Consider the following 19,771-nt stretch of genomic DNA (forward strand, 5'->3'; position numbering starts at 1 on the left):
GTATGACTCGCTTTTATCAACTTACCGCCACCCGTCTGGATGGGCAACTTATCTCTATGGCCGACTATGCGGGTAAGGTGGTTCTGGTTGTTAATACGGCCAGCCAGTGCGGCTTTACGCCCCAGTATGCGGGGCTTGAAGCACTGTACAAAAAATACGCCGTTCAAGGGCTGGTGGTGCTTGGCTTCCCCTGCAACCAGTTCGGTAAGCAGGAACCCGGCGGTGCCGACGACATCTCAAAGACCTGTTACATTAACTACGGCGTCAGCTTTCCCATGTTCGAGAAAGTCGAGGTCAACGGTGCCGCAGCACATCCGATTTTTCGTTATCTGAAAGACGAATTGCCCGGCGTGCTGGGTGGGCGGATCAAGTGGAACTTTACCAAGTTCCTTGTCGGGCGTGACGGTAAACCCTTCAAGCGCTTTGCACCGATGACTACGCCCGAGAAAATGGAGGGGGCAATTGTTGCGGCACTGGGAAGGTGAGTGTTTTTGTCGCCAGAGCCATCCGTTTGTTGGGGATAGCCGATATTCTGATGTCCGCTCTGTGCCAGATGCGGACGTCGAGGAGAATGTTATTTTGATGCGAAATATTTGCGTAATATTTTTTCTAATAACGAGAAAACGACCGTCACCCTTTTGGGAGTAATCAGCTGGTAAGGCCGATATAAATAAAATTGCCATTTCTCCTGTCGCAGTTCTGGCAATGGGGGAACAAGTTGGCCGCTTGCTAAGTACTCCCTACAGATAAAGTCGCTGGACTGTACAACCGTTCTCCCTGCCAATGCAGCCTGAATTTCGGCATATGGATCTGTAGTATAAAACTCAATATGACGAGGGACAAAAGTATTTACTGCGTCACTCATAAACTCAAATGATTTTCCCGTTTCAGGATTAATTAAACCACTAAATGGATAACGCTGTCGAAGATCTTCTAAATCAGTAGGTGCTCCCAGGCGCTCAATAAGTTCAGGGGATGTAACCAAAATATGTTCAACTTGTGCGATATTTTTAATGATAAAGTTTGGATTAGGTTCTCGCCCTACGCGTATACCTATATCGATACGATGCTCAATAGTATCAAGTTTCATCATATCTAAACGCCAGTCGATAAATAACTCAGGATAGGGACGTAGTGCTGTCAATAGTTCATACAAGATTTGTTCATGATTTGGAAATCGAAGTAATGTGATACGAACAATACCCTTCATTTCATTATCATCTTTCGCTGTCTGAAAAAGTTTTTCAGAATCTTCAAGCAGTCGCTTCGCTTGGGGTAAAAATAGTTCGCCGAAACTGGTGAGAAAGATCGAACGCGTATTGCGTTTGAATAAAGGTTCACCAAGTTGTTTCTCCAGCTCAGCGACTGTTCGGGTTACTACTGATGGTGAAACCGACAGCTTGATGGCTGCTTCGCGGAAGTTCAAGGTCTCAGAGGCGATGATAAAAAATTTTAGAGCGTCAAGTTTGTCCATGATTATTGTGAAATTTGCAATAATGTATTTTGATAATAGCAATTAATTTGCAACTATTCCAGCCATATAATCGAACAATCAAATAAGTAACCTGTCTTACTTTTTATCAGAACTCAAAAGAGTAAACTATGTCAATTCAACCAGTAGAGTTAAACAAAGCCTATCGTTTATTACAGGTGGGGCCAACGACGATGATATCGGCTAAAAATGATGGCATTGAAAATGTCATGGCAGCGGCTTGGGTGGGATTAGTAGGCAATAACAAAGTGATGGCTTTTATAGGTCCACAGGCATTTACTCGCGGGCTTGTAGAAAAAAGCGGATATTACGTTGTACAGATCCCAGTAGTAAATCAGATGGAAATGGTTTTATATGCTGGGGGTCACAGTTATTCCGACACACCCGATAAAAATAGTAAAATCCCACTATTTTATCAGAAAGAGTTTGATCTGCCTTTAGTGGAAGGTTGCGCTGGCTGGTTAGTATGTAAGGTCATACCCAATGAAGAAAATGAAAAGCAGCACAACTTGTTCATGGGGGAAATTGTCGGAGCATGGAGTGATGACCGCGTTTTCAAAAATGGGCACTGGATTTTTGATGATGCACCAGATGAATTACGTACTGTCCATTACGTAGCTGGCGGACAGTTTTACGCCATTGGCAAAGGGACAAAATTTAATTATGGTCCGGGAAAAGACTAATCCTTACTTCTGTATAAATGTAGCCATATAACATGGCTACATAGAGGTAGTAGCATAAAAGAACAACCTACTTAAGATGTTTGCTTCTCACTCACAGCGGACCTTTAGCTCAGTTAGCATATCCGCTCAGTGCCAGAAGCGGATGTCGTAAGATTCGTTCGGCTAAAAGAGCAAATTCTTCTGCATCAGAGTGACAGGCCCTGCGGATTCACATTTATCATTACTCTCTGAAAAGTACTTTTATTTTTGCCCGGGGTTACGATAAATATCGGGTCGATTGATTTGCCAGACAAAATCTGGTCGGTTCAATGGGTTATACCCCAGCTTCTGGTATAACCATGGCGCGCTGTCGGTTACCAGCATTATCCGTCGCAGACGTGACAACAATGGATGGGCATGACAGCATTCAATCAGCCAACGGCCAAGACCACTTTTCTGATAATCGTTCAGCACGTAGACGTCGCACAAATAACCAAAAGTGGCATAGTCTGTGACCAGACGGGCGAAGCCGATTTGTCTTGTTCCATCCAGGAGCGCGAAACAAAGGCTGTTCTGGATTGATATCCTGACCGTTTCAGCATCAATACCAGGAGCCCAGGACGATTGCGAGAGGTAATCATGAATGGCTTCCAGCTGAAAAAAGCTGGGATCGGTTGTGACAATAAATTTGTCTTTGGTAAAACGCAGATGCTGATTATTCACCGAACTTCTCCTTTTGGGCTACTTGTGATGAGGCACAGGGCTGTCCTCTATGCCGGGGAATGCTCAGGATGCTTTTTCATGTACTGTCATGATAAATACCAGCGGGTTCTCCCCCTGGTTTTCATAGAAATGAGGAACGTCCGTTCTGGCGGTTGCCGAACAGCCAGTATTTACCCGATACGCGTGTTCCTGTACGCCGAGTGTGAGCGTGCCCGACTGCACATAAAACAGTTCAAGCGTACCTTCCGTGTGGCCGGGGGAGGCAAACTTTTCCCCCGGCTGCATTTCCCACATCCAGAGCTCGGTCATATCAGGGCCACCTGACCCTGCGAGCAATCTTGCTCTCCCGCCTTTTTCACCTTCCCACAATTCTGGGATCTCATCTTCAGCAATGAGATGCACGGTCGGTTTTGAACTGACATCCACAAAGTCAGCCACCGAAACCCCCATTGCGGCAGCCAGGCGGCATAACAGGGCAATGCTAGGATTCGCCCGGCATCCCTCTATCTCAACCAGCGCTCCCTTGCTGACGCCTGCCCGACGGGAGAGTTCATCGAGGGATATCTTCTTATGCTTACGATAGAGTTTAATTCGCTGAGATACGGCTTCATTCACAGTGTTGACGATAGCGTTTGCATCGGTCATTAAATTGACTTTTTTGGTCATTGGTCATTATTATGGAATAAATTGGTCATTACAGGATTATCACGTGCTAACAGTATCGCCGTCAATTACCCCTGAAATTTATCGTATTGCTCCCGGTTTTCGTGCACTGAGCATTTGCGTAAAAGCTGCGCCAGTGCTTAATCCCGACGCTGGAGAAACGGCGCTGCGTGAAGCCTGTGAAGCCGTTCTGGCCGGTGAACCAGATTGGGCGGACTCTCATCTGGCGGCATGGGCCGACGTTTTTCAAAAGTTTGGTGCTAAACCTAAACGCACCCCTTGCTCAGCAGATGCGTTACGCAAGCGCGTGTTACGTGACGGAACGATGCCAGCGCTCGATCCTATCGTTGATCTTTATAATGCCGTTAGTCTCCGCTATGCCGTTCCGGTTGGTGGAGAGAATCTCTCTGCCTATCAGGGGGCGCCGCGTCTGACTGTGGCAAAAGGAACAGAGCCTTTTGATACCGTCAAAGAGGGAGAGGCCACCGTTGAGTATCCTTCACAAGGCGAGGTTATCTGGTGTGATGATATCGGCGTGACCTGCCGTCGCTGGAACTGGCGACAGGGGATCAGAACCCGCTTAGGCGTGGAAGCTCAGCAAATGTGGTTCATTCTGGAGAGTCTCCCGCAGATGCCGCTGGATAGACTTCACGAAGCCGGGAAGATGCTGACCGACGGCCTGGAAAAAATGATGCCCGGTCTCTGGTTTGAAGTTGCTCTCATCGAAGAACAACAGCTGTAATACCCTTCAGGAGACAGAGTTATGTTTACCGGTTTGTCGGCGTTTCCATTAACCCCAGTCACTACCCGCGGCGTGGATGAAAAGGGTTTTAGCCATATTCTTTCCCGTCTTACAGACGCTCGGGTTGATTCTATGGGCATCCTGGGGTCAACCGGAAGCTACGCCTATCTGACCCGGGAGCAGCGCAAGCGCGTAGCAACGTTGGCTAAACAGCATGCAGGGAACATCCCCGTTATGGTGTGTGTGGGAGCGGTCAGTACCGATGCCATTCTGCATCTGGCAGAGGATGCACAGGCAGCTGGTGCGAATGCGCTGTTACTCCCGGCGGTCAGCTACCAGTCACTCCGCGACGAAGAAGTCTTCTCACTCTTTGAGACCGTTACCCGGCACGTGTCTGTACCGGTGTGTATCTATGATAATCCGGGCACTACGCATTTTACCTTTACGGATGAACTTCACGGTCGTCTCTCCTCACTTGAGGGGGTTCGCTCGGTCAAGATCCCTGGCGTCCCGGATAGCCCCGCTGCAGCGATTGAACGGGTGAATGCGTTACGTCAACTTTTGCGCCCTGGCGTAACAATCGGTATTAGTGGCGACGCTTATGCGGGGCTGGGATTAAATGCCGGTTGTGAAGTCTGGTATTCCGTGTGTGGCGGTCTGTTCCCTGAGATGGCGAAACAAATCACCGAAGCTGCGGCGGCAAACGATCATCAACGCGTTACAGCCCTGACAACCCGCCTTGAGCCGTTGTGGTCGCTCTTCCGGAAACATGGCGGAAGTATTCGCGTTATTGCCGCTGCGGCTGGCGTGCTTGGGCTTACCGACATGGATTGCCTGCCTCGCCCTCTGCAACCGTTGTCAGCTGGCGACATCGCGGATATTGCCCATGTAATAAGCACGCTGGAGCTGAAGTGATCTCCGCAGGACTGGGTGTCTACCGGTCCTTACCGCAAAATTTTATTATTGAAGTGACTCTTCCTCTCCTGAAAGCGTATCCGCATCAGGTGAATAATTCCGGTAAACGCATGCCAGTTTATGCCCGTCAGGATCGCGCAGATAGGCAACATAAAAATCGGGGCCGTAGGCGGTTCGTGTACCAGGCACGCCTTCATCCTTTCCTCCCGCACGGAGGCCCACTGCATGGAAGCGTCTGACAATTTCCGCGCTATCGGCTCTGAATGCGAACATTGTCCCGTTTCCCGCCGTCGCGGGTTGCTGGTCAAAAGGAGGACAAATGCAGAAGCTAAATTCGTCATCCGGATGATTTTCGTTTCCCCACATTGCCCAGCTATCAGTCCAGGCGGGCAGACGTGAATAGCCCAGCACGTTAAAAATAGCGTCATAAAAGTTCACGGCGCGCTGAAAGTCATTTGTCCCTATCGTGATATAAGCCAGCACCTTATAACATCCTCTATCCACGCAGCCACGGCGTAACTGTTAGTCCGGTCAGCAAACCTTCCGGGCTGAGCAGGCGAGTAACGGTTTGCCCCCACGGTTCCGTGCGGTTGGCGACCAACAACCGATAGCCTTTTTCACTCAGAACACGGGTAGCGGAATCGAGATCCTGCACCTCGTATTCAATCCATCCCTGCGGTATCGGATGCTCCACGGGCCACTCCGATTCACCAAAACAGGACGTTGCCGCCTGTGACAGCGGCCAGACGGCAAAATGCTTCACGCCCGGTAAGCGTCCCTCTTCGGTGAGCAGATACTCGGCATTGCCCTCCATCGGCTTCAGCGGCAGACCGAGTGTCTGGATATAAAACGCGGTGCTGGACGCTGTATCCTGTGAAATGGGCCCGAACCCGGCGACGAACATGACATCAATTCCCGGTAACGTCTGCGACATATCCACTCCTTAATAGCCTGAAATGACGGAATTTAGCGTAGAGCCTTCTGAAATACGACTCTCAATTCTGGTATCGCATTCACCGCGCCTGCACGTTCACGGTGGGTTTGAAAGTGAACGCGATAGCGATCAACAGCACGACTCCCGCACTCATCACCAGCCATGCGCTGGTGAGCGAGACCGAACTGTCGCGAACGATCCCTGCAACTAGCGGCATGAGCGCGGCGATCATATATCCTCCTCCCTGAACTTTAGACAGTAACTTCCCGGCCTGCGCGGGCGTTCGCGCATGATCGAACGTGACGATAAGCGACAGCGGGAAGAGGGCGCCGATACCGATGCCAAGCAGCAAGGTTGATAAGACCGGCGTCGTACCTGGAGAGAAGACCAGACACAGTAACCCCGCGAGCAGCAGTAACAGTACAGTTATGAGCGGAACACGGCGGTCGGGGAATTTACCGATCAGCGCGGAGACGGCAAACCCGGCGGCCACCTCGGTTAAGGTCAGCCAGGCCAGCATATAGCCGCTGCTGCGTGCGGACCATCCTGCCTGAATATAGAGCGGGGGCAGCCAGGCTAAGACCAGCGTGTAGGCACCCGTCCCCACGCCGAAAAAGAGCAGAAGGAGTCCAGTCCGGGAGGAAGAGAGCGTAACGGATTCATGTGCTGTTTGTTCACCTTGAGGCTGCTTAACCAGGGGTAACCACAGCATCAGCGCCAGCAGCGCAAGCACGCCTGCCATAGCCAGCGCGGGCTTCAGCGTGAGCCATGAAAACAGCGGCTCGGCGCTGGCGGCGGCGACTGCCGCACCGGCCATAATGCCCGTGCTGAATAGCGACATGATCGTGCTGGCCGTTTGCGTATACGCCTTTTTTATCAGGGCAGGCATTAACGCCTGGATCGTGCCGATGCTGGCCCCGGCCAGTAACGCGGTGCCCATCAAGCCCGTCAGCGAGGTGCTAAAACCGCGTAATGAACAGGCTACCAGCAGGATGAACAGCCCGAGCATAATTCCCCTAACGGCACCTGCCCTGGCTAAAAGCCAGGGACCACACAGGGCAGCCAGTCCCATCATCGCCACCGGCAGGGTGGTCAGCAGGCTGAATTGCGTCGCGGTCAGCCCTGCTTCGCGCTGCAGCACGGAGAACAGGGGGCCAACCGAGGCCAGAATGGGGCGCAGGTTCAGCCCGACGATAAAAGCGATAATAGCGAAGAGTAACGGTGACGTGCGTTTCAACATGGCATCCTTTTCGGGTGTGAATGGCCCGGGCAAATTGCCGCGAACATTTATCTTAACGTTAAGATAAAATCTGTTTTAGTGTAAGATGTACCGCACAACTCGATAAATTCCCACGCCATACGGGGTGAAGATGAAAGACCATGTAGACTTCGTTGTCGGCCAGTGGAGCCGCGCCATGCCCGAGCTGGACGCCTCGTCGATGAAAATTTTTGGCCGAATGCTCAGGCTGATGAAGCACCTGGGAAAAGAACGCGCGCAGGCCATGGCGCCGTTTGGCTTTCGCGAGGGCGAGTTTGACGTCCTCGCCACGCTGCGCCGCGCTGGGGAGCCGTACTGCCTTTCGCCCACGCAGCTGTATACATCCCTGTTGATCACCTCAGGGGCGATGACGAACCGGCTCAACCATCTTGAACAGCAAGGCCTTATCAGGCGGATTGCCGATCCCGACGACAAGCGCAGCTCGCTCGTCAGCCTGACGCCGCACGGGCAGGAGCGTATCGAACAGGCGCTGCTCGTGCATACGGAAACGCAAAATGCGCTGCTGAGAAACCTCTCTGAGGCGCAACGCGCGCAGCTTGAGTCCCTGCTCAGGGTGCTGCTGCTGACGTTTCCGGCTGAGGAATGGGGTGAAACGTCACCGAGTGCCGATAATACAAAAACTGCATGATTACACCTGACAAAAAGGGAACATATGTCTTTACCGCCACTGTATGCGCTGCGTGCGTTCGAAGTTGCCGCACGTCTGAACTCCTTTAGCAAAGCGGCTGAAGTCCTGAATATCACGCCGGGGGCGGTCAGCAGGCATGTCCGGACGCTTGAAATGTGGTTTGACTGCGAGCTGTTTAAGCGGCAGGGTCCGAGAGTGGAGGTCAGCGACGCCGGGCGCATTCTGGCCGGGCAGCTTAGCGAAAGTTTCTCGAATATTGAGTGGGCCTGTCGCGCATTCAAAAGTGAAAACCACCTTCTGCGCCTCAAAGCCCCCAGCACCCTGACGATGCGATGGCTCCTCAATGTGCTTAAATCCTTTCGCGAGAACCACGCGAAGCCGAAAATCGAAATCGCCAGCGTCTGGATGGACTTCGACACCGTTGACTTCAGCCGCGAGCCCTACGATTGTGCGATCCTCCTCGGGAACGGCTATTTTGGCGAGTCAACGGAGAGCCGGCTGCTGTTCAGCGAATGGCTTATTCCGGTTTGTACGCCGTCTTTGCTGGAGCCTGCCCGGCATCAGCTTCCAGAATGCGATCTTATTCATCCGTCACCGGACAGACGGGACTGGAAGCGCTGGCTGAAAAGGACGGGCTTATTCCCCGGTCTCGACATGGGCGGCGGGATCGTGTTCGACACCCTGGAGCAGGGAAGCCTTGCGGCCATGCACGGACACGGCGTAGCGATGGCGGATCTCCGGCTCACGCTCGACGCGCTGAAAAGCGGCCTTCTCGCGCTGCCCTTCAGGGAGGCGATAGCAACAGGGGACGGTTACTACCTTGTCTGGCCCAAAAATTCGCTCAGAGGACAGAGTATTGAACGGTTGCTGGCCTGGCTTAACCTTAATGCGCCAGTGGTGCCCTCTTTGGATATTGTCTGTCTTGATTTCAATGAAAAGCGGATTTAATAAATAGCGGAATATTAACAGGGAAATATTCCGCACAGTGAACGTATTTATGCGTAGGGAATATTTGCCATCTTTTTATATCTTTCCGGCAGGGCGCTGTTCAGGTTGAGTAATTTATCCAGTATATATAGCGCAGGGGTTCCCTTTGCGCGTTCAGCTTCGATCAGCGCAGAACGTAACAGATTGGTAGCCGATGTCATTTCACGGAAGTACTCCTCAGATTCAGGCGTCTGAACTTCGCCTGAAGCGGCGTAACGCACCCGGGGCCAGTCCGCGAAGTCCAGAACCGGAAGGATCCCGTCGTCTTTGGGTAAATGCGCAGAGAGCAACTCTTCGGCGTTACCCGGATTGCTTTGGGCGAAAGACAGAAGATGCAGTCGATGAATAAAGGGCGAAAGCACCTCACCGCTATCGTTTTCTGACGAAAGTAACGTTATTAACGCATGTATATTTTCACCCGCGATGTTTTTTTCAGGTGAGATCATTTTCATTAGATGAAATAAAACATCGAGTGTCATACGTACTCCATATGCATGCAGGTGTATTTATTATTTGAGTTTCGCTCTCAGTTCCAGGTCAGGAAGAGACCGGGAATGAAGGGATGGTATTTCAATGAGATTACGTTTGAAAAACGAGAAATAGTGGGAATCAATGTGAGTTTTACTCAACATAGGTTTTATTATTCAATGAGATTCTCCAGATGTGATGATTAACTTACAATGAACTGCAGAATATCTATCCGACAAGCGTCTACAGAGGCGAGCAAACATGAGATTAGAGAGTGCGTCAGTTTTAGAAGAACTCCGGACCAGGCTAAGACCCGCATCGGTCGCGCAGGTCGGTGGGTTCCGGCCGCCTGAAGATCCCATTACGTCATGGTTTCTGAAGGGCGTTTCTCGTGCAGATGAAGGATTACCCACCTGGAAGGGCAAACCCATGTTTCCACTTCTTCAGATCAGCGTCGACGAGCTTCCTGTTATTCCTGACCAGTTGAAGGGCATAGCCCTTCTGGTGTTGTTTCACAATATGGAACAACATCCCTTTGACGAACCGCACGGTGAAGGATGGTTAATTCGCGAGTATTCCAGCCTTGAAGGGCTTCAGCCATTGCCTGAATTGGACACACCGTATCGGCCGTTTCCAGTTCAATGGCTGAGTGTCATTGACGATGCACCTGGATGGGAAGATGCCTGGGATATTATTGATCTCTCTTGCGTAAATGATGATGAGCAGGCCAGTGAGAGTTTTTTTGAAGATTTCAATCGCTACAGGGGAACCAAGGTAGCGGGATTTCCGACTGAGATACAACACGGTGTGGGAATCGAAGAGTTTGTTTTTCAGGTTGGGTCAGAAGAAAAAGTAAACTGGATGTGGGCGGATAACGGTATCGGTTACTTTCACCGGTCATCAGAAGGGGAATGGCGGTTTTCATGTCAGTTCTACTGATGAGCTTCCTGTCGGGGGATTGACCACTCGCCCGGCAGCGATTTGTTTCACAAATCCCATCGCTCCTCGACCGTTCAGGATGGTATAACGTCCTGCGGCAACCGGGTTGCCGTAGACAGCCCAAATTCCTAAAGGTGTATATGAAACAGATTACTTTCAGTGACCTGCAGCAGCAAAGCGAGCAGGCCGCACATTCTCCTCGCTTACGCGCTCATCGTAATTTACACCCTGACCTGAGCGACCCGGTGCAGCGTCTGGCCATTGCAATGGAACCCGGTACCTATGTCCGCCCCCACCGCCATCCGCACACGTTTGAACTGCTGACGGCGCTGAGCGGCCGCTTTCTGGTGCTGAATTTTGACGACAGCGGCAACGTGATCCGGCGCGTGGTGTTAGGCGAAGAGTGTAAAGTCCTGGAGATGGATGCCGGAACCTGGCATGCCGTGCTGTCGCTGGATAAAGGCGGCGTCATTTTTGAGGTTAAACACGGGGGGTACCAGCCTGTGCCCGAGCATGATACCGCCCCATGGTCACCGGCAGAAAACGAGCCTGGCACCGAGAAGCTGATGCAATGGTACGCTCAGGCACAGGTGGGTGACGGTGGTTTTACCCTGTAATTATTCTCTTATGTGCCCGGCGCGCGGAAAGGCGAGCCGGGTAAAGAGATAAGCGATCACCTGAGTCAACTCACCGTACTAAAAAGCCAGTCACGAGCAGTCGACAGCGTCACAAACGGGCCTGCCAGCGTGCTGTTGTGATGGGCAATAATGTCGCTGGCGGATAAATAGTCATTATCCATTGTGGTATGCGCATCTGAAATTAATACCGTCCTGAAACCCAGCTCCTGTGCGGCCCGGCAGGTCGTATCGACGCAAAACTCTGTTTTCATCCCGGCAATGACCAGCTGCTTGATGCCTCTCTGATTAAGTTCTCGCAGCAATACCGTATCCCGAAAACAGCTGGGATAGCGCTTGGTGAAAACAACGTCCTGCTCCTTCACGTCCAGTTCAGGTATCAGCTGTGTTAACGGCCCCGTTTCTGAGAAGGGGGAGTCGTCCGGCCCAATATGGCGGGCAAAAAAGACGGATACCTGCGCGTCTCGGGCGTTGGCGATTAACAAGCGGATATTGGTCAGAACGGCATCGGCGGAGCGGGGGGAAACCGGGCCCCGAAAGAGGCCCTGCTGCATGTCGATAATCAAGAGAGCATTGTCAGATGAAACCATTTCCTTTCTCCATTCAGAAGGTGGTGAACGGAGAAACATTTCCCCGTCCATGCCGGCGGGGATTGAAGTTCTGTTTGTCAGTCGTTTGCTACAGATACACTCACGCCGCCGAAGGGTCCGGTGGTGGTGAGGGTGGTTGTTGGCTGAACTGACGTAAACATGTTATGACCTTCGCTGATATATCTTTTAAATCATATCCGGACGAGCCGTTAAACTTTAAAAATTTGCTGCCGATAGTTCTTTTCAATACCATCAATATGCATGTAAAGATGAACAAAATCATATCAGCATATTTGGTAGTTGCGTATTTGTCGGCTCGACTTATTGCACAATCCAACAGTGCGAGAGACTGGATAAAAACCGTTGTGTTTCGATAAAAAATCACAAAAAGGATGTGCGTATGTTGAAAAGATTAGTCGCGGGGCAGATGAGCTTACCGATGACTTTCTGGGGATGGGGAATTTGCGGTAATTTTCTACTGGGTCTCATTGGGCTTGCTGGAGTACAGACCGGTCACCCGGCCATGGTGCCGCTTTCCTATATACTTAAAGCCATTCTGTTCAGTGCTGTACTTTCCGGCATAACTTTCATTCTGCGTCGAAAAATTACGGTATTGGGTGGGATCGCTTTTTTTATTATTTTGATTCAGGTGATTATGAGTGTAGTGATGACGATAGGCCTTTTCTCGTTTTTTTTTTGAATAATCACAAGAAAGAGCGTTCCGGTTTGCCAGCAGGATCCCTGACGGTTAGTAACATCGAGAACTCGTGCCTCCTTATGGCGAAGGAGGCACGCCGTTGCTGGCTGGATAGCCGATATTATTTTAGGTTCCCGATCTCGCTCAGGAATTCGTCAACCTGCTCGGGCGTCGCCGTGTCTGCCTGGTAAAGGATATCGAGCTTAACGTTCTTCAACCCGCAGAAGCCAAATACCCCTTCGATTATCTGTGTCTGAATCGCCGTCGAATAGCCGTGTTTATCAAATCCGGTGAGATCGCTCCCGCCAGTGGCAATCAGGCGGACGGGAACATCCCGTAAGTTGCCCACAATCCGGCCGTCGTCGGCCACCTTATACGCCCAGTTCAGGGTTAACACGCGATCGAACCAGCCTTTCAACAGCGCGGGAACCGACCACCAGTACACCGGGAAGACGAATACCAGCATATCCGCGCGCTCGACGCGCTGCTGCTCGCGCAGAATATCGTCGGGGAGGGCGCTCGGATCGCCGTGATACAAATCGAGATCGGCGCGGGTCATCGACGGATTAAACCCTTCAGCATGCAGATCGGCGATCTCAACCTGCGTACCTTCCTCGCGTAATTTCCCGGCAATGCGGGCTGCCAGCGTATGGGATAACGAATTGTCGATCTGGTGTGCCGTCACGATCAGCGCGTTTTTAATGGCATGTGTTGCAGACATAGCGACCTCCAGATGGGGGAGAAGCGATGCCTATATTACTATTGGTAACTTAGTTGTCAATCCGCCCCCGGCGATCATTTTGTGCTATTCGCGTAGGTCTCCAGCACCCCGGTCATGGCGCCGCAGAGCATATCTTCTGCCACATTTCGGGCGAGCACGCCGTTGCCCGCCGCGGTGCTGAGCGCCTCCGCCGCGCCAATGATGGCCGTCAGTACCGCTTCTCCCTGAACGCCTTTTAAGACGATAAAAGGAGAAAGCGCGGTGCGCAGGCAGTCGGCACATTCGGCCACGCACGCTTCCCGAAACGTCTGCAGCGCGCGAGAACCGGACAGCGCCGCGGCGATTGGCCCGGTTTCAGGCCCGGCGGCAATCGCACAGTCGATATAGGCCGCGCTGAAAAAGCGGATCGTCTTCTCCAGCGTTTTGCTGTCCACCGCCAGCGTCTCGCGGAATTTTGCCAGCTGCCGATCGCTATAATCCTGGTACAGCGCCATCAACAGCCCTTCACGATCGCCAAAGTGGTCGTAGGGGATGGGCTTGGTCACGTTAGCCCGTTCTGCCAGATAGCCAAGGGTCAACGCCTCCGTGCCTTGCTGACGCACGATCCCTCGCGCAACCTCCAGCAGCTGCACGCGGCGGTCCTCTTTTCTTAAGCGCTTAACAACCATGCTTGCCTCAGGTCAGTTATCTACTGATGGTAGTTTACACGTTTTCCGTGGCAGGCTGCACGCGTTGTTCAACCGGGCGGATCCGGAACCAGATCGCATACATCGCGGGCAGGAAGACGAGCGTAATGATCGTCCCGCCCAGCGTTCCGCCGATCAGCGTCCAGGCCAGCGTGCCCCAGAACACCGAATGCGTCAGGGGAATGAACGCCAGCACGGCCGCCATGGCGGTGAGTAAGACCGGCCGCGCGCGCTGGACCGTCGCCTCGACCACCGCCTGGAACGGATCGAGGCCGTCCTTCTGGTTATGATCGATTTGACCGATCAGGATCAGCGTATTGCGCATCAGAATGCCGGAGAGGGCGATCAGGCCGACCAGCGCGTTGATGCCAAACGGCTGATTAAATATCAGCAGGGTCGGCACGACGCCAATCAGCCCCAGCGGCGCGGTTAAGAACACCATGACCATCGCGGAGAGTGAGCGCACCTGCAAAATGATGATCAGCAGCGTCAGGGCAATCATGATCGGGAACAGCGGTAACATGGCCTGCGTGGCTTTGCCCGACTCCTCAATCGACCCCGCCATGTCAATGCGGTAGCCGGCCGGCAGCGAATCAACGATCGGCTGGAGCTCTTTCATGATGGCGACCGACACGTCCGGCGGCTGAAGATTGTCGGCGATATCGCCCCGTACGGTAATCGTGGGGGTGCGATCGCGGCGGCGCAGGATCGGGTCTTCCATGCCGACCTCTATCTTGCCAATTTGAGACAGCGGCACGCGCTGTCCCGCATTGCCGACCAGGGTAAAGCCTTCGATTTTTGCCGGGTCAAGGCGGATATCTCCCGCCGCGCGGGCAACGACGTCTACCGATCGAATATCTTCCCGCACAGAGGTGACAGGCACGCCGGAGAGCAGGAACTGAAGCTGCCCGGCAACGGCGCTGGAGGTTAAGCCGGTTGCCTGCAGGCGGTTCTGATCGAGAGTGAAATGGAGCACCGGAACGCGCGAGCCCCAGTCGGTGTTAACGGTTCGCATCATCGGGCTTGCCTGAAGCACGGTTTTCACCCGTTCGGCGATGTCCTGCACCTGTTTGACATCCGGCCCCGACACGCGCCAGGCAACCGGGAAAGGCGAGTAGGGGCCAAACACCAGCTGCGTCACCCGCACGCGGGCTTCGGGCGCAAGGCCGCTGGCAACGGCCTCCCTGAGCCTGAACTTGAGCGCCTCGCGTGACGTCTCGCTGTCCGTCAGGATCACGATTTTCGCAAAAGAGGGATCGGGCAGCTCGGGGGCCATTGCCAGATAGAAACGGGGCGAGCCCTGACCAATATAGGCCGTGACGATTTTGGCTTCCGGCTGCTTGCCCAGCCACGCTTCTATTTTTGCGGTAGCGGCGCTGGTTTGCGCAATCGAGGTGCCATAGGGCATCTGCACTTCAACAAGCACTTCCGGGCGATCGGAGGTCGGGAAGAACTGTTTTTTTACCAGCCCCATGCCGAGCACGGCCAGAATGAAAATGGCGACCACGGACCCGGCCACGCGCCATTTTCTGGCGATAACGCGGCCAAGCAGCTGGCGAAAGCGGTTATAGCGAGGCGTGTTATAGATGGCGGCATGGCCCCCTTCCACTTTGGGGATCGCCGGCAGGATCTTCACCCCCAGATACGGCGTGAACACCACCGCAACAAACCATGAGGCAATCAGGGCGAGGCCGACAATCCAGAACATATTGCTGGTGTATTCCCCGGCGGTCGACTGGGCAAACCCATTCGGCATAAAGCCAATCGCCGTCACCAGGGTACCGGCCAGCATCGGCGCGGCGGTGTGGCTCCAGGCGTAGGCCGAGGCTTTGATTCTGTCGTAACCCTCCTCCATCTTCACCACCATCATTTCGATGGCGATAATCGCATCGTCAACCAGCAGGCCGAGGGCGAGGATCAGGGAGCCCAGCGTGACGCGGTCAAAGTTTATTCCCGCGGCCTCCATCACCACGAAAACGACCGCCAGCGTCAGCGGTACCGCCGCCGCAACCACCACCCCCACGCGCCAGCCCATGCTGACAAAACAGACCACCATGACCACAAGCAGGGCGACGAAGAATTTGATCATAAACTCATCGACCGAGGAGCGGATATTCACGGACTGGTCGGTGACTTTGGTCAGGGTCATGCCAAGCGGCAGGCTATCATTGATTTTCGCCGTCTCCGCATCCAGCGCTTTACCCAGCGCCAGGCCGTTCCAGCCCTCACGCATGACAACGCCCAGCAGCAGGGCGGGTTCATGCTGATTGCGTATCAGCATCGTCGGGGGATCTTCATAGCCTCGTTCAACCGTTGCCACATCCGACAGCGTGAGCGTTTTGCCCTGGGCGACTAAAGGCGTATCGCGGATTTTCTGCAGTTCATCGAACGCGCCGTCCAGGCGGATAAAAATCTGCGCGCCCCGGGTCTCAATGGCGCCCGCCGCGGCCAGGGCATTCTGGCCGTTGAGAGTATTGAAAATATCCTGCGGTGAGAGGCCCATCGTCGCCAGACGGTCATGGGAGAAGGCGATATAAATCCGCTCGGCCTGTTCACCGATGATGTTCACTTTTTTGACCCCGGGAACGTGCAGAAGCTGCTGGCGCAGGCCTTCGGCATCGCGTACCAGCTGCCGCTGCGGTTCGCCTTTTGCTTTCAGAGCAAAGAGGGCAAAGGTGACATCCGAGAATTCGTCATTGATCATCGGGCCGATGACGCCCGCCGGGAGACGCTGGGATTCATCCCCAAGCTTTTTACGCGCCTGATAGAACTCCTCCTGCACCTCAGAAGGCGGGGTCTTGTCCTGCAACGACAGGGTGATATACGCCATGCCGGGACGGGTATAGGTTTCGGTACGATCATACCATTTGAGTTCCTGCATGCGCTTTTCCAGCGGCTCCGCGACCTGATCCTGGATCTCCTGCGCGGTCGCACCCGGCCAGACGGCAATCGCCGTCATCTGCTTCACGGTGAAGGGCGGATCTTCCGCGCGTCCCAGTCCAAAAAAGGCGTAAATACCGGCAATCGTCACCAGAACGATCAGAAACAGCGTGACGGAACGCTCGCGGACGGCCAGCGCTGACAGGTTGAAGCGGCTTTGGCTCATGGCGCGTTCTCCGCCGGGGCGGCATGGCGCTGTTCTGCCAGCCTGACAACTTCACCTTCGTGCAGAAGATGGGCGCCTAACGCAACGATCTTCTCCCCGGGCTTCACGCCGCCCGCGATCTGGACCGCATCTTCACCCACGCTCAGCACCTTAACCGGCGTCCATATGACCTTTGCCGGCTGGGCGGAAATGCGCCAGACGCCGGGCCCTTTACCCGCATCGTAGAGTGAGGCCAGCGGGACCTGCATGGCCTGACCTTCCGCTTTCGGGTCTTCAAGGCTGAGCGTGACGGTCGCCCCCAGCGGCGCGTTCGCCAGCTGGCCTGCCAGCACGTAGCGTGCTTCATACGTCCGGGTTGTGGCATCCGCGGAGTCAGACAGCAGGCGCAACGTGGCGGTGACCGGGTGTTGTTCACGGCCATAAAGCGTGGCCCGTGCTTCGCTGCCGACGGCAGGGCGCAGCGTCTCCGGAAGCTGCACGAGCGCTTCGCGCTGTCCCGCTCTGGCAAGGCGGATCGCCACCTGTCCGGCGCTGACCACCTGACCGGGTTCGGCAAGCGTCTCCATCACTACGCCTTCTGAATCCGCCAGCAGGACGGCATAGCCCGTGGCGTTTTGCGCCACGTTGGCCTGCGCCCGGGCGGCGCTGAGATCCGCCCTGGCCGTATCGGCCGCCGCTTTAATCTGATCGTACTCCGCGGCGGACACCGCGCCGGACGCCACCAGACCGCGATAACGCGCCTCATCGCTGGTGGCTTTTCTCGCCCGCGCCTGGGCAGCATCCACCGCGCGCTGCTGCGCCTGAGCCTGTAATTTCAGATCAACCGGATCCAGACGCAGCAAGGGCTGGCCCTGTTTGACGGTCTGCCCGGTATCCACCAGGCGTTCGAGGATTTTACCCTGAACCCTGAAGCCCAGGTCGCTTTGCGTTCTTGCCACCACCACGCCCGTAAAGGTGCGAGCGGCTGGATTCGCCCTCTCGACGGAGGCGGATCTGACAAGCGGTGGCCTGGTGCGCGGATCGTCACTCGCGGAAATATCGCCGCATGCCGCGAGGGCAAACGGCAGAAGACATATGGCAAGGCGGGCTGAAGTGAGCCTGAGCATGGGAAACCCTTTTGAAGTAACAGGACAGTTTCCGCATTCTGTGATTAGTGACCAATAAAGTCAATGGTCACTAATCAGGGGGCCAGGCTTCTTAGAATCAGTGAGGAGAGAAGTACCGCCGCCGTTGGGGCAGTTTCAAGGTTGTACTGCAGCTGAACGGGGTTAATGTAAGGGCACATCACCATGTAAACGGCACAGGTGACCTCGTCCAGCGGCGTCTTCCTTTCGAACTCTCCAGCCTGTCTGCCTTCGATAATGATGGTCTCAATCAGCTTCAGGAGGCTTTCGGTATACCTTTCCGTCGAAGGCCACTTCTCCCGTGACGCGACGGCGGCGATGTCGTAGAGCTTGCGATCGTGGAAAAATAGCTCGCTGCCGGCCTCGGTGAGCGACTTAAAAAGACGGCGGAGTTTTTCGCTGGCTGACGGCGCATCCTCAATGGCGGAAAGCACGGCCGCCATGATCAGCTCCAGGCGGTTAGCGCAGATCACTTCGCCGATAGCCTGCTTGGAATCGAAGAACTTATAAATGTAGGATTTTGAAAAACCGATAGATTTCGCCAGCTCGGCGACGGTGGTTTTTTCATAGCCGTAATGGCCGAAGTGCTCAAAGGCCGCTTCGACGATTTGCTCTCTGACAGAATGGTCAAGTGGACCACGTATTGATGGGGCGTTCATAGTTTTAGTCATTATGTAAGCTTAGCGTGACGAGCCAGGGTTGGCAACGAGTGACCATTTTGTACTTTGGTTACTGTTGTGCTGTCTTACGTCGTGAAGACGGGACAATCGGCCAGGTGGAGTAAGTGTATCACTGTTTTTTACGTTAATGTTTTTTAAGCCAGTCGAGAAAAAACTGGCTAAACGCCGTAACCTGAAGCGGCTGCAGCTTGCGCTGCGGGTAAACAAGCTGCAGCCCGACATCTTTGCGATCGTAGCGGCTAAAGCCGGTGAAGCTGTCGGCAAACAGCACCGTGAGTCTTCCGGCGTCAACGTCGTCTTTGACGTCCCACCACGATTTCCCGGCGATGCCCGCTCCGCCCAGGGCCCACTGACGAAGCAATGCCCCGTCGTCGCACACCATGGCGGGCTCGACGCGAACAACGCTTTCCTCTCCCTCATGTTCAAAGCGCCATTCGTTCATCACCACGCCCTGAGACTCCAGCGCCAGGCACCGGTGCCGGGCTAGATCGGCAAACGTGGCGGGGATACCGTGGTCGTTAAGATACGCCCCGGAGGCAACCAGCACCCGACGGTTCGGGCGGATGTTTCTGACGACAAGGCTGCTGTCCGGCAAATTGCCGAAGCGCACGCTCATATCCAGCCGGTTAGCGACCAGATCCTCAACGTCTTCTTTTAGCGAGATGTAAAATTTGACGGCAGGATGGTGACGAGAAAATTCAATGACGGCAGGGCTGAGATACTGTCTGCCAAAGTCCGAGGGCGCGGAAAGGCGAATATTGCCGCTGAGCACGCCCTCTTTTTGCGTCAGCAGCGACTCGGCGTGATGCACCTCTTCCAGCACGCGCAGCGCGGCGTGATAAAACTCTTCGCCTGCGCGGGTCAGGGTGAGGGATCGCGTTGAGCGATGAAACAGGCGCGTCTGGTAACGCTCCTCAATTGCCTTCAGCCTGGCGGTCATCGTGGCAGGAGAAAGCGACAGGCGTCGTCCGGCGGCGGAAAGACTTCCGGCCCTGGCGACTTCCACCAGTAAAGCCATGTCTTCGAGTTTACCCATTATTCATCTTTTCCGAAAAGTGCATCTATTTTTAGCGTAATTATCAAAATCAGATGCGGGCTGT

General features: G+C 54.2%; 23 protein-coding genes. 9 read left to right on the forward strand and 14 right to left on the reverse strand.

Translation table 11 applies throughout. The annotated features are described in order from the left end of the window. Nucleotides 1-2: 2 nt before the first annotated feature. Nucleotides 3-485, forward strand: a complete 483-nt coding sequence (locus PI91_RS13220) for a glutathione peroxidase (RefSeq protein WP_039266331.1) — start codon at nt 3-5, stop codon at nt 483-485. Nucleotides 486-574: 89 nt separating this feature from the next. Here the strand turns inward: PI91_RS13220 and PI91_RS13225 are convergent, their stop codons facing one another. Continuing rightward, nucleotides 575-1,474 carry a LysR family transcriptional regulator gene (locus PI91_RS13225; RefSeq protein ID WP_039266917.1) on the reverse strand — a complete coding sequence of 300 codons (900 nt, stop codon included), beginning with the start codon at nt 1,472-1,474 and terminating at the stop codon, nt 575-577. A 128-nt stretch (nt 1,475-1,602) separates the two neighbouring features. Here PI91_RS13225 and PI91_RS13230 point away from each other — a divergent pair, with 128 nt between their 5' ends. Continuing rightward, nucleotides 1,603-2,175, forward strand: coding sequence for a flavin reductase family protein (locus PI91_RS13230; protein ID WP_021241342.1), 573 nt, complete (start codon nt 1,603-1,605; stop codon nt 2,173-2,175). A gap of 240 nt (nt 2,176-2,415) precedes the next feature. Here PI91_RS13230 and PI91_RS13235 read toward each other — a convergent pair whose 3' ends face one another. Further along, the gene (locus tag PI91_RS13235) at nt 2,416-2,877 is read right to left on the reverse strand and encodes a GNAT family N-acetyltransferase (RefSeq protein ID WP_008502363.1); all 462 of its coding nucleotides are present in this window, start codon (nt 2,875-2,877) and stop codon (nt 2,416-2,418) included. A gap of 63 nt (nt 2,878-2,940) precedes the next feature. Next, the gene (locus tag PI91_RS13240; protein ID WP_039266332.1) at nt 2,941-3,543 is read right to left on the reverse strand and encodes an XRE family transcriptional regulator; all 603 of its coding nucleotides are present in this window, start codon (nt 3,541-3,543) and stop codon (nt 2,941-2,943) included. A 43-nt stretch (nt 3,544-3,586) separates the two neighbouring features. On the opposite strand from PI91_RS13240, the gene PI91_RS13245 reads away from it, so the two are divergent. Then, on the forward strand, nt 3,587-4,282 hold the full coding sequence (locus tag PI91_RS13245) for a B3/4 domain-containing protein (RefSeq protein WP_039266333.1): 696 nt from the start codon (nt 3,587-3,589) through the stop codon (nt 4,280-4,282). A gap of 21 nt (nt 4,283-4,303) precedes the next feature. Next, nucleotides 4,304-5,197 carry a dihydrodipicolinate synthase family protein gene (locus PI91_RS13250; protein WP_039266334.1) on the forward strand — a complete coding sequence of 298 codons (894 nt, stop codon included), beginning with the start codon at nt 4,304-4,306 and terminating at the stop codon, nt 5,195-5,197. Nucleotides 5,198-5,242: 45 nt separating this feature from the next. On the opposite strand, the gene PI91_RS13255 is transcribed toward PI91_RS13250, so the two are convergent. The 3 genes from PI91_RS13255 to PI91_RS13265 form a co-directional block, all read right to left on the reverse strand. Next, on the reverse strand, nt 5,243-5,680 hold the full coding sequence (locus PI91_RS13255) for a VOC family protein (RefSeq protein WP_039266335.1): 438 nt from the start codon (nt 5,678-5,680) through the stop codon (nt 5,243-5,245). Between the two features lie 13 nt (nt 5,681-5,693). Next, on the reverse strand, nt 5,694-6,131 hold the full coding sequence (locus PI91_RS13260; RefSeq protein ID WP_039266336.1) for a VOC family protein: 438 nt from the start codon (nt 6,129-6,131) through the stop codon (nt 5,694-5,696). A 79-nt stretch (nt 6,132-6,210) separates the two neighbouring features. Then, the gene (locus PI91_RS13265) at nt 6,211-7,371 is read right to left on the reverse strand and encodes an MFS transporter (RefSeq protein WP_039266337.1); all 1,161 of its coding nucleotides are present in this window, start codon (nt 7,369-7,371) and stop codon (nt 6,211-6,213) included. 130 nt (nt 7,372-7,501) lie between these two features. Here PI91_RS13265 and PI91_RS13270 point away from each other — a divergent pair, with 130 nt between their 5' ends. Together PI91_RS13270 and PI91_RS13275 are read left to right on the forward strand one after the other, a co-directional pair. After that, nucleotides 7,502-8,038 (forward strand): MarR family winged helix-turn-helix transcriptional regulator, encoded by a 537-nt coding sequence (locus PI91_RS13270; protein WP_039266338.1) that lies wholly within the window; start codon nt 7,502-7,504, stop codon nt 8,036-8,038. 24 nt (nt 8,039-8,062) lie between these two features. After that, entirely contained in the window at nt 8,063-8,986 is a 924-nt protein-coding gene (locus PI91_RS13275) for a LysR substrate-binding domain-containing protein (protein WP_008502355.1), read from the forward strand. A 47-nt stretch (nt 8,987-9,033) separates the two neighbouring features. Here PI91_RS13275 and PI91_RS13280 read toward each other — a convergent pair whose 3' ends face one another. Then, the gene (locus PI91_RS13280) at nt 9,034-9,504 is read right to left on the reverse strand and encodes a hypothetical protein (protein ID WP_025911315.1); all 471 of its coding nucleotides are present in this window, start codon (nt 9,502-9,504) and stop codon (nt 9,034-9,036) included. Nucleotides 9,505-9,754: 250 nt separating this feature from the next. On the opposite strand from PI91_RS13280, the gene PI91_RS13285 reads away from it, so the two are divergent. Together PI91_RS13285 and PI91_RS13290 are read left to right on the forward strand one after the other, a co-directional pair. Beyond that, entirely contained in the window at nt 9,755-10,432 is a 678-nt protein-coding gene (locus PI91_RS13285; RefSeq protein ID WP_039266339.1) for a DUF1963 domain-containing protein, read from the forward strand. 140 nt (nt 10,433-10,572) lie between these two features. Continuing rightward, the gene (locus PI91_RS13290) at nt 10,573-11,049 is read left to right on the forward strand and encodes a WbuC family cupin fold metalloprotein (protein WP_039266340.1); all 477 of its coding nucleotides are present in this window, start codon (nt 10,573-10,575) and stop codon (nt 11,047-11,049) included. Nucleotides 11,050-11,114: 65 nt separating this feature from the next. Here the strand turns inward: PI91_RS13290 and PI91_RS13295 are convergent, their stop codons facing one another. Further along, a complete protein-coding gene (locus tag PI91_RS13295; RefSeq protein WP_039266341.1) occupies nt 11,115-11,657 on the reverse strand; it encodes a cysteine hydrolase family protein in 543 nt (180 codons plus the stop codon). 400 nt (nt 11,658-12,057) lie between these two features. Here PI91_RS13295 and PI91_RS13300 point away from each other — a divergent pair, with 400 nt between their 5' ends. Beyond that, on the forward strand, nt 12,058-12,357 hold the full coding sequence (locus PI91_RS13300) for a hypothetical protein (RefSeq protein ID WP_039266342.1): 300 nt from the start codon (nt 12,058-12,060) through the stop codon (nt 12,355-12,357). Nucleotides 12,358-12,475: 118 nt separating this feature from the next. Here PI91_RS13300 and PI91_RS13305 read toward each other — a convergent pair whose 3' ends face one another. From PI91_RS13305 to PI91_RS13330, 6 genes are all read right to left on the reverse strand, one after another. Beyond that, on the reverse strand, nt 12,476-13,075 hold the full coding sequence (locus PI91_RS13305) for an NAD(P)H-dependent oxidoreductase (RefSeq protein ID WP_039266343.1): 600 nt from the start codon (nt 13,073-13,075) through the stop codon (nt 12,476-12,478). A 74-nt stretch (nt 13,076-13,149) separates the two neighbouring features. Beyond that, nucleotides 13,150-13,743 (reverse strand): TetR/AcrR family transcriptional regulator, encoded by a 594-nt coding sequence (locus PI91_RS13310; RefSeq protein ID WP_008502347.1) that lies wholly within the window; start codon nt 13,741-13,743, stop codon nt 13,150-13,152. A 34-nt stretch (nt 13,744-13,777) separates the two neighbouring features. Then, a complete protein-coding gene (locus PI91_RS13315; protein WP_039266344.1) occupies nt 13,778-16,867 on the reverse strand; it encodes an efflux RND transporter permease subunit in 3,090 nt (1,029 codons plus the stop codon). Continuing rightward, nucleotides 16,864-17,973 (reverse strand): efflux RND transporter periplasmic adaptor subunit, encoded by a 1,110-nt coding sequence (locus PI91_RS13320; protein ID WP_039266345.1) that lies wholly within the window; start codon nt 17,971-17,973, stop codon nt 16,864-16,866. Before PI91_RS13320 ends, PI91_RS13315 begins: the two co-directional genes overlap by 4 nt. Nucleotides 17,974-18,047: 74 nt before the next feature. Further along, on the reverse strand, nt 18,048-18,662 hold the full coding sequence (locus tag PI91_RS13325; RefSeq protein ID WP_032622997.1) for a TetR/AcrR family transcriptional regulator: 615 nt from the start codon (nt 18,660-18,662) through the stop codon (nt 18,048-18,050). Between the two features lie 133 nt (nt 18,663-18,795). Then, a complete protein-coding gene (locus tag PI91_RS13330) occupies nt 18,796-19,707 on the reverse strand; it encodes a LysR family transcriptional regulator (RefSeq protein ID WP_039266346.1) in 912 nt (303 codons plus the stop codon). Nucleotides 19,708-19,771: the final 64 nt, after the last annotated feature.

It is taken from the genome of Enterobacter sp. FB (assembly GCF_000805795.1).
In the GTDB taxonomy this organism is placed as follows: domain Bacteria; phylum Pseudomonadota; class Gammaproteobacteria; order Enterobacterales; family Enterobacteriaceae; genus Enterobacter; species Enterobacter roggenkampii.

Excerpts from the sequence above, each read along its gene's own strand:
- PI91_RS13220 (WP_039266331.1), top strand. The coding sequence starts at position 3 with ATGACTCGCTTTTATCAACTTACCGCCACCCGTCTGGATGGGCAACTT.
- PI91_RS13225 (WP_039266917.1), bottom strand. The coding sequence starts at position 1,474 with ATGGACAAACTTGACGCTCTAAAATTTTTTATCATCGCCTCTGAGACC.
- PI91_RS13230 (WP_021241342.1), top strand. The coding sequence starts at position 1,603 with ATGTCAATTCAACCAGTAGAGTTAAACAAAGCCTATCGTTTATTACAG.
- PI91_RS13240 (WP_039266332.1), bottom strand. The coding sequence starts at position 3,543 with ATGACCAAAAAAGTCAATTTAATGACCGATGCAAACGCTATCGTCAAC.
- PI91_RS13250 (WP_039266334.1), top strand. The coding sequence starts at position 4,304 with ATGTTTACCGGTTTGTCGGCGTTTCCATTAACCCCAGTCACTACCCGC.
- PI91_RS13260 (WP_039266336.1), bottom strand. The coding sequence starts at position 6,131 with ATGTCGCAGACGTTACCGGGAATTGATGTCATGTTCGTCGCCGGGTTC.
- PI91_RS13265 (WP_039266337.1), bottom strand. The coding sequence starts at position 7,371 with ATGTTGAAACGCACGTCACCGTTACTCTTCGCTATTATCGCTTTTATC.
- PI91_RS13270 (WP_039266338.1), top strand. The coding sequence starts at position 7,502 with ATGAAAGACCATGTAGACTTCGTTGTCGGCCAGTGGAGCCGCGCCATG.
- PI91_RS13275 (WP_008502355.1), top strand. The coding sequence starts at position 8,063 with ATGTCTTTACCGCCACTGTATGCGCTGCGTGCGTTCGAAGTTGCCGCA.
- PI91_RS13280 (WP_025911315.1), bottom strand. The coding sequence starts at position 9,504 with ATGACACTCGATGTTTTATTTCATCTAATGAAAATGATCTCACCTGAA.
- PI91_RS13285 (WP_039266339.1), top strand. The coding sequence starts at position 9,755 with ATGAGATTAGAGAGTGCGTCAGTTTTAGAAGAACTCCGGACCAGGCTA.
- PI91_RS13290 (WP_039266340.1), top strand. The coding sequence starts at position 10,573 with ATGAAACAGATTACTTTCAGTGACCTGCAGCAGCAAAGCGAGCAGGCC.
- PI91_RS13295 (WP_039266341.1), bottom strand. The coding sequence starts at position 11,657 with ATGGTTTCATCTGACAATGCTCTCTTGATTATCGACATGCAGCAGGGC.
- PI91_RS13300 (WP_039266342.1), top strand. The coding sequence starts at position 12,058 with ATGTTGAAAAGATTAGTCGCGGGGCAGATGAGCTTACCGATGACTTTC.
- PI91_RS13305 (WP_039266343.1), bottom strand. The coding sequence starts at position 13,075 with ATGTCTGCAACACATGCCATTAAAAACGCGCTGATCGTGACGGCACAC.
- PI91_RS13310 (WP_008502347.1), bottom strand. The coding sequence starts at position 13,743 with ATGGTTGTTAAGCGCTTAAGAAAAGAGGACCGCCGCGTGCAGCTGCTG.
- PI91_RS13315 (WP_039266344.1), bottom strand. The coding sequence starts at position 16,867 with ATGAGCCAAAGCCGCTTCAACCTGTCAGCGCTGGCCGTCCGCGAGCGT.
- PI91_RS13320 (WP_039266345.1), bottom strand. The coding sequence starts at position 17,973 with ATGCTCAGGCTCACTTCAGCCCGCCTTGCCATATGTCTTCTGCCGTTT.
- PI91_RS13325 (WP_032622997.1), bottom strand. The coding sequence starts at position 18,662 with ATGACTAAAACTATGAACGCCCCATCAATACGTGGTCCACTTGACCAT.
- PI91_RS13330 (WP_039266346.1), bottom strand. The coding sequence starts at position 19,707 with ATGGGTAAACTCGAAGACATGGCTTTACTGGTGGAAGTCGCCAGGGCC.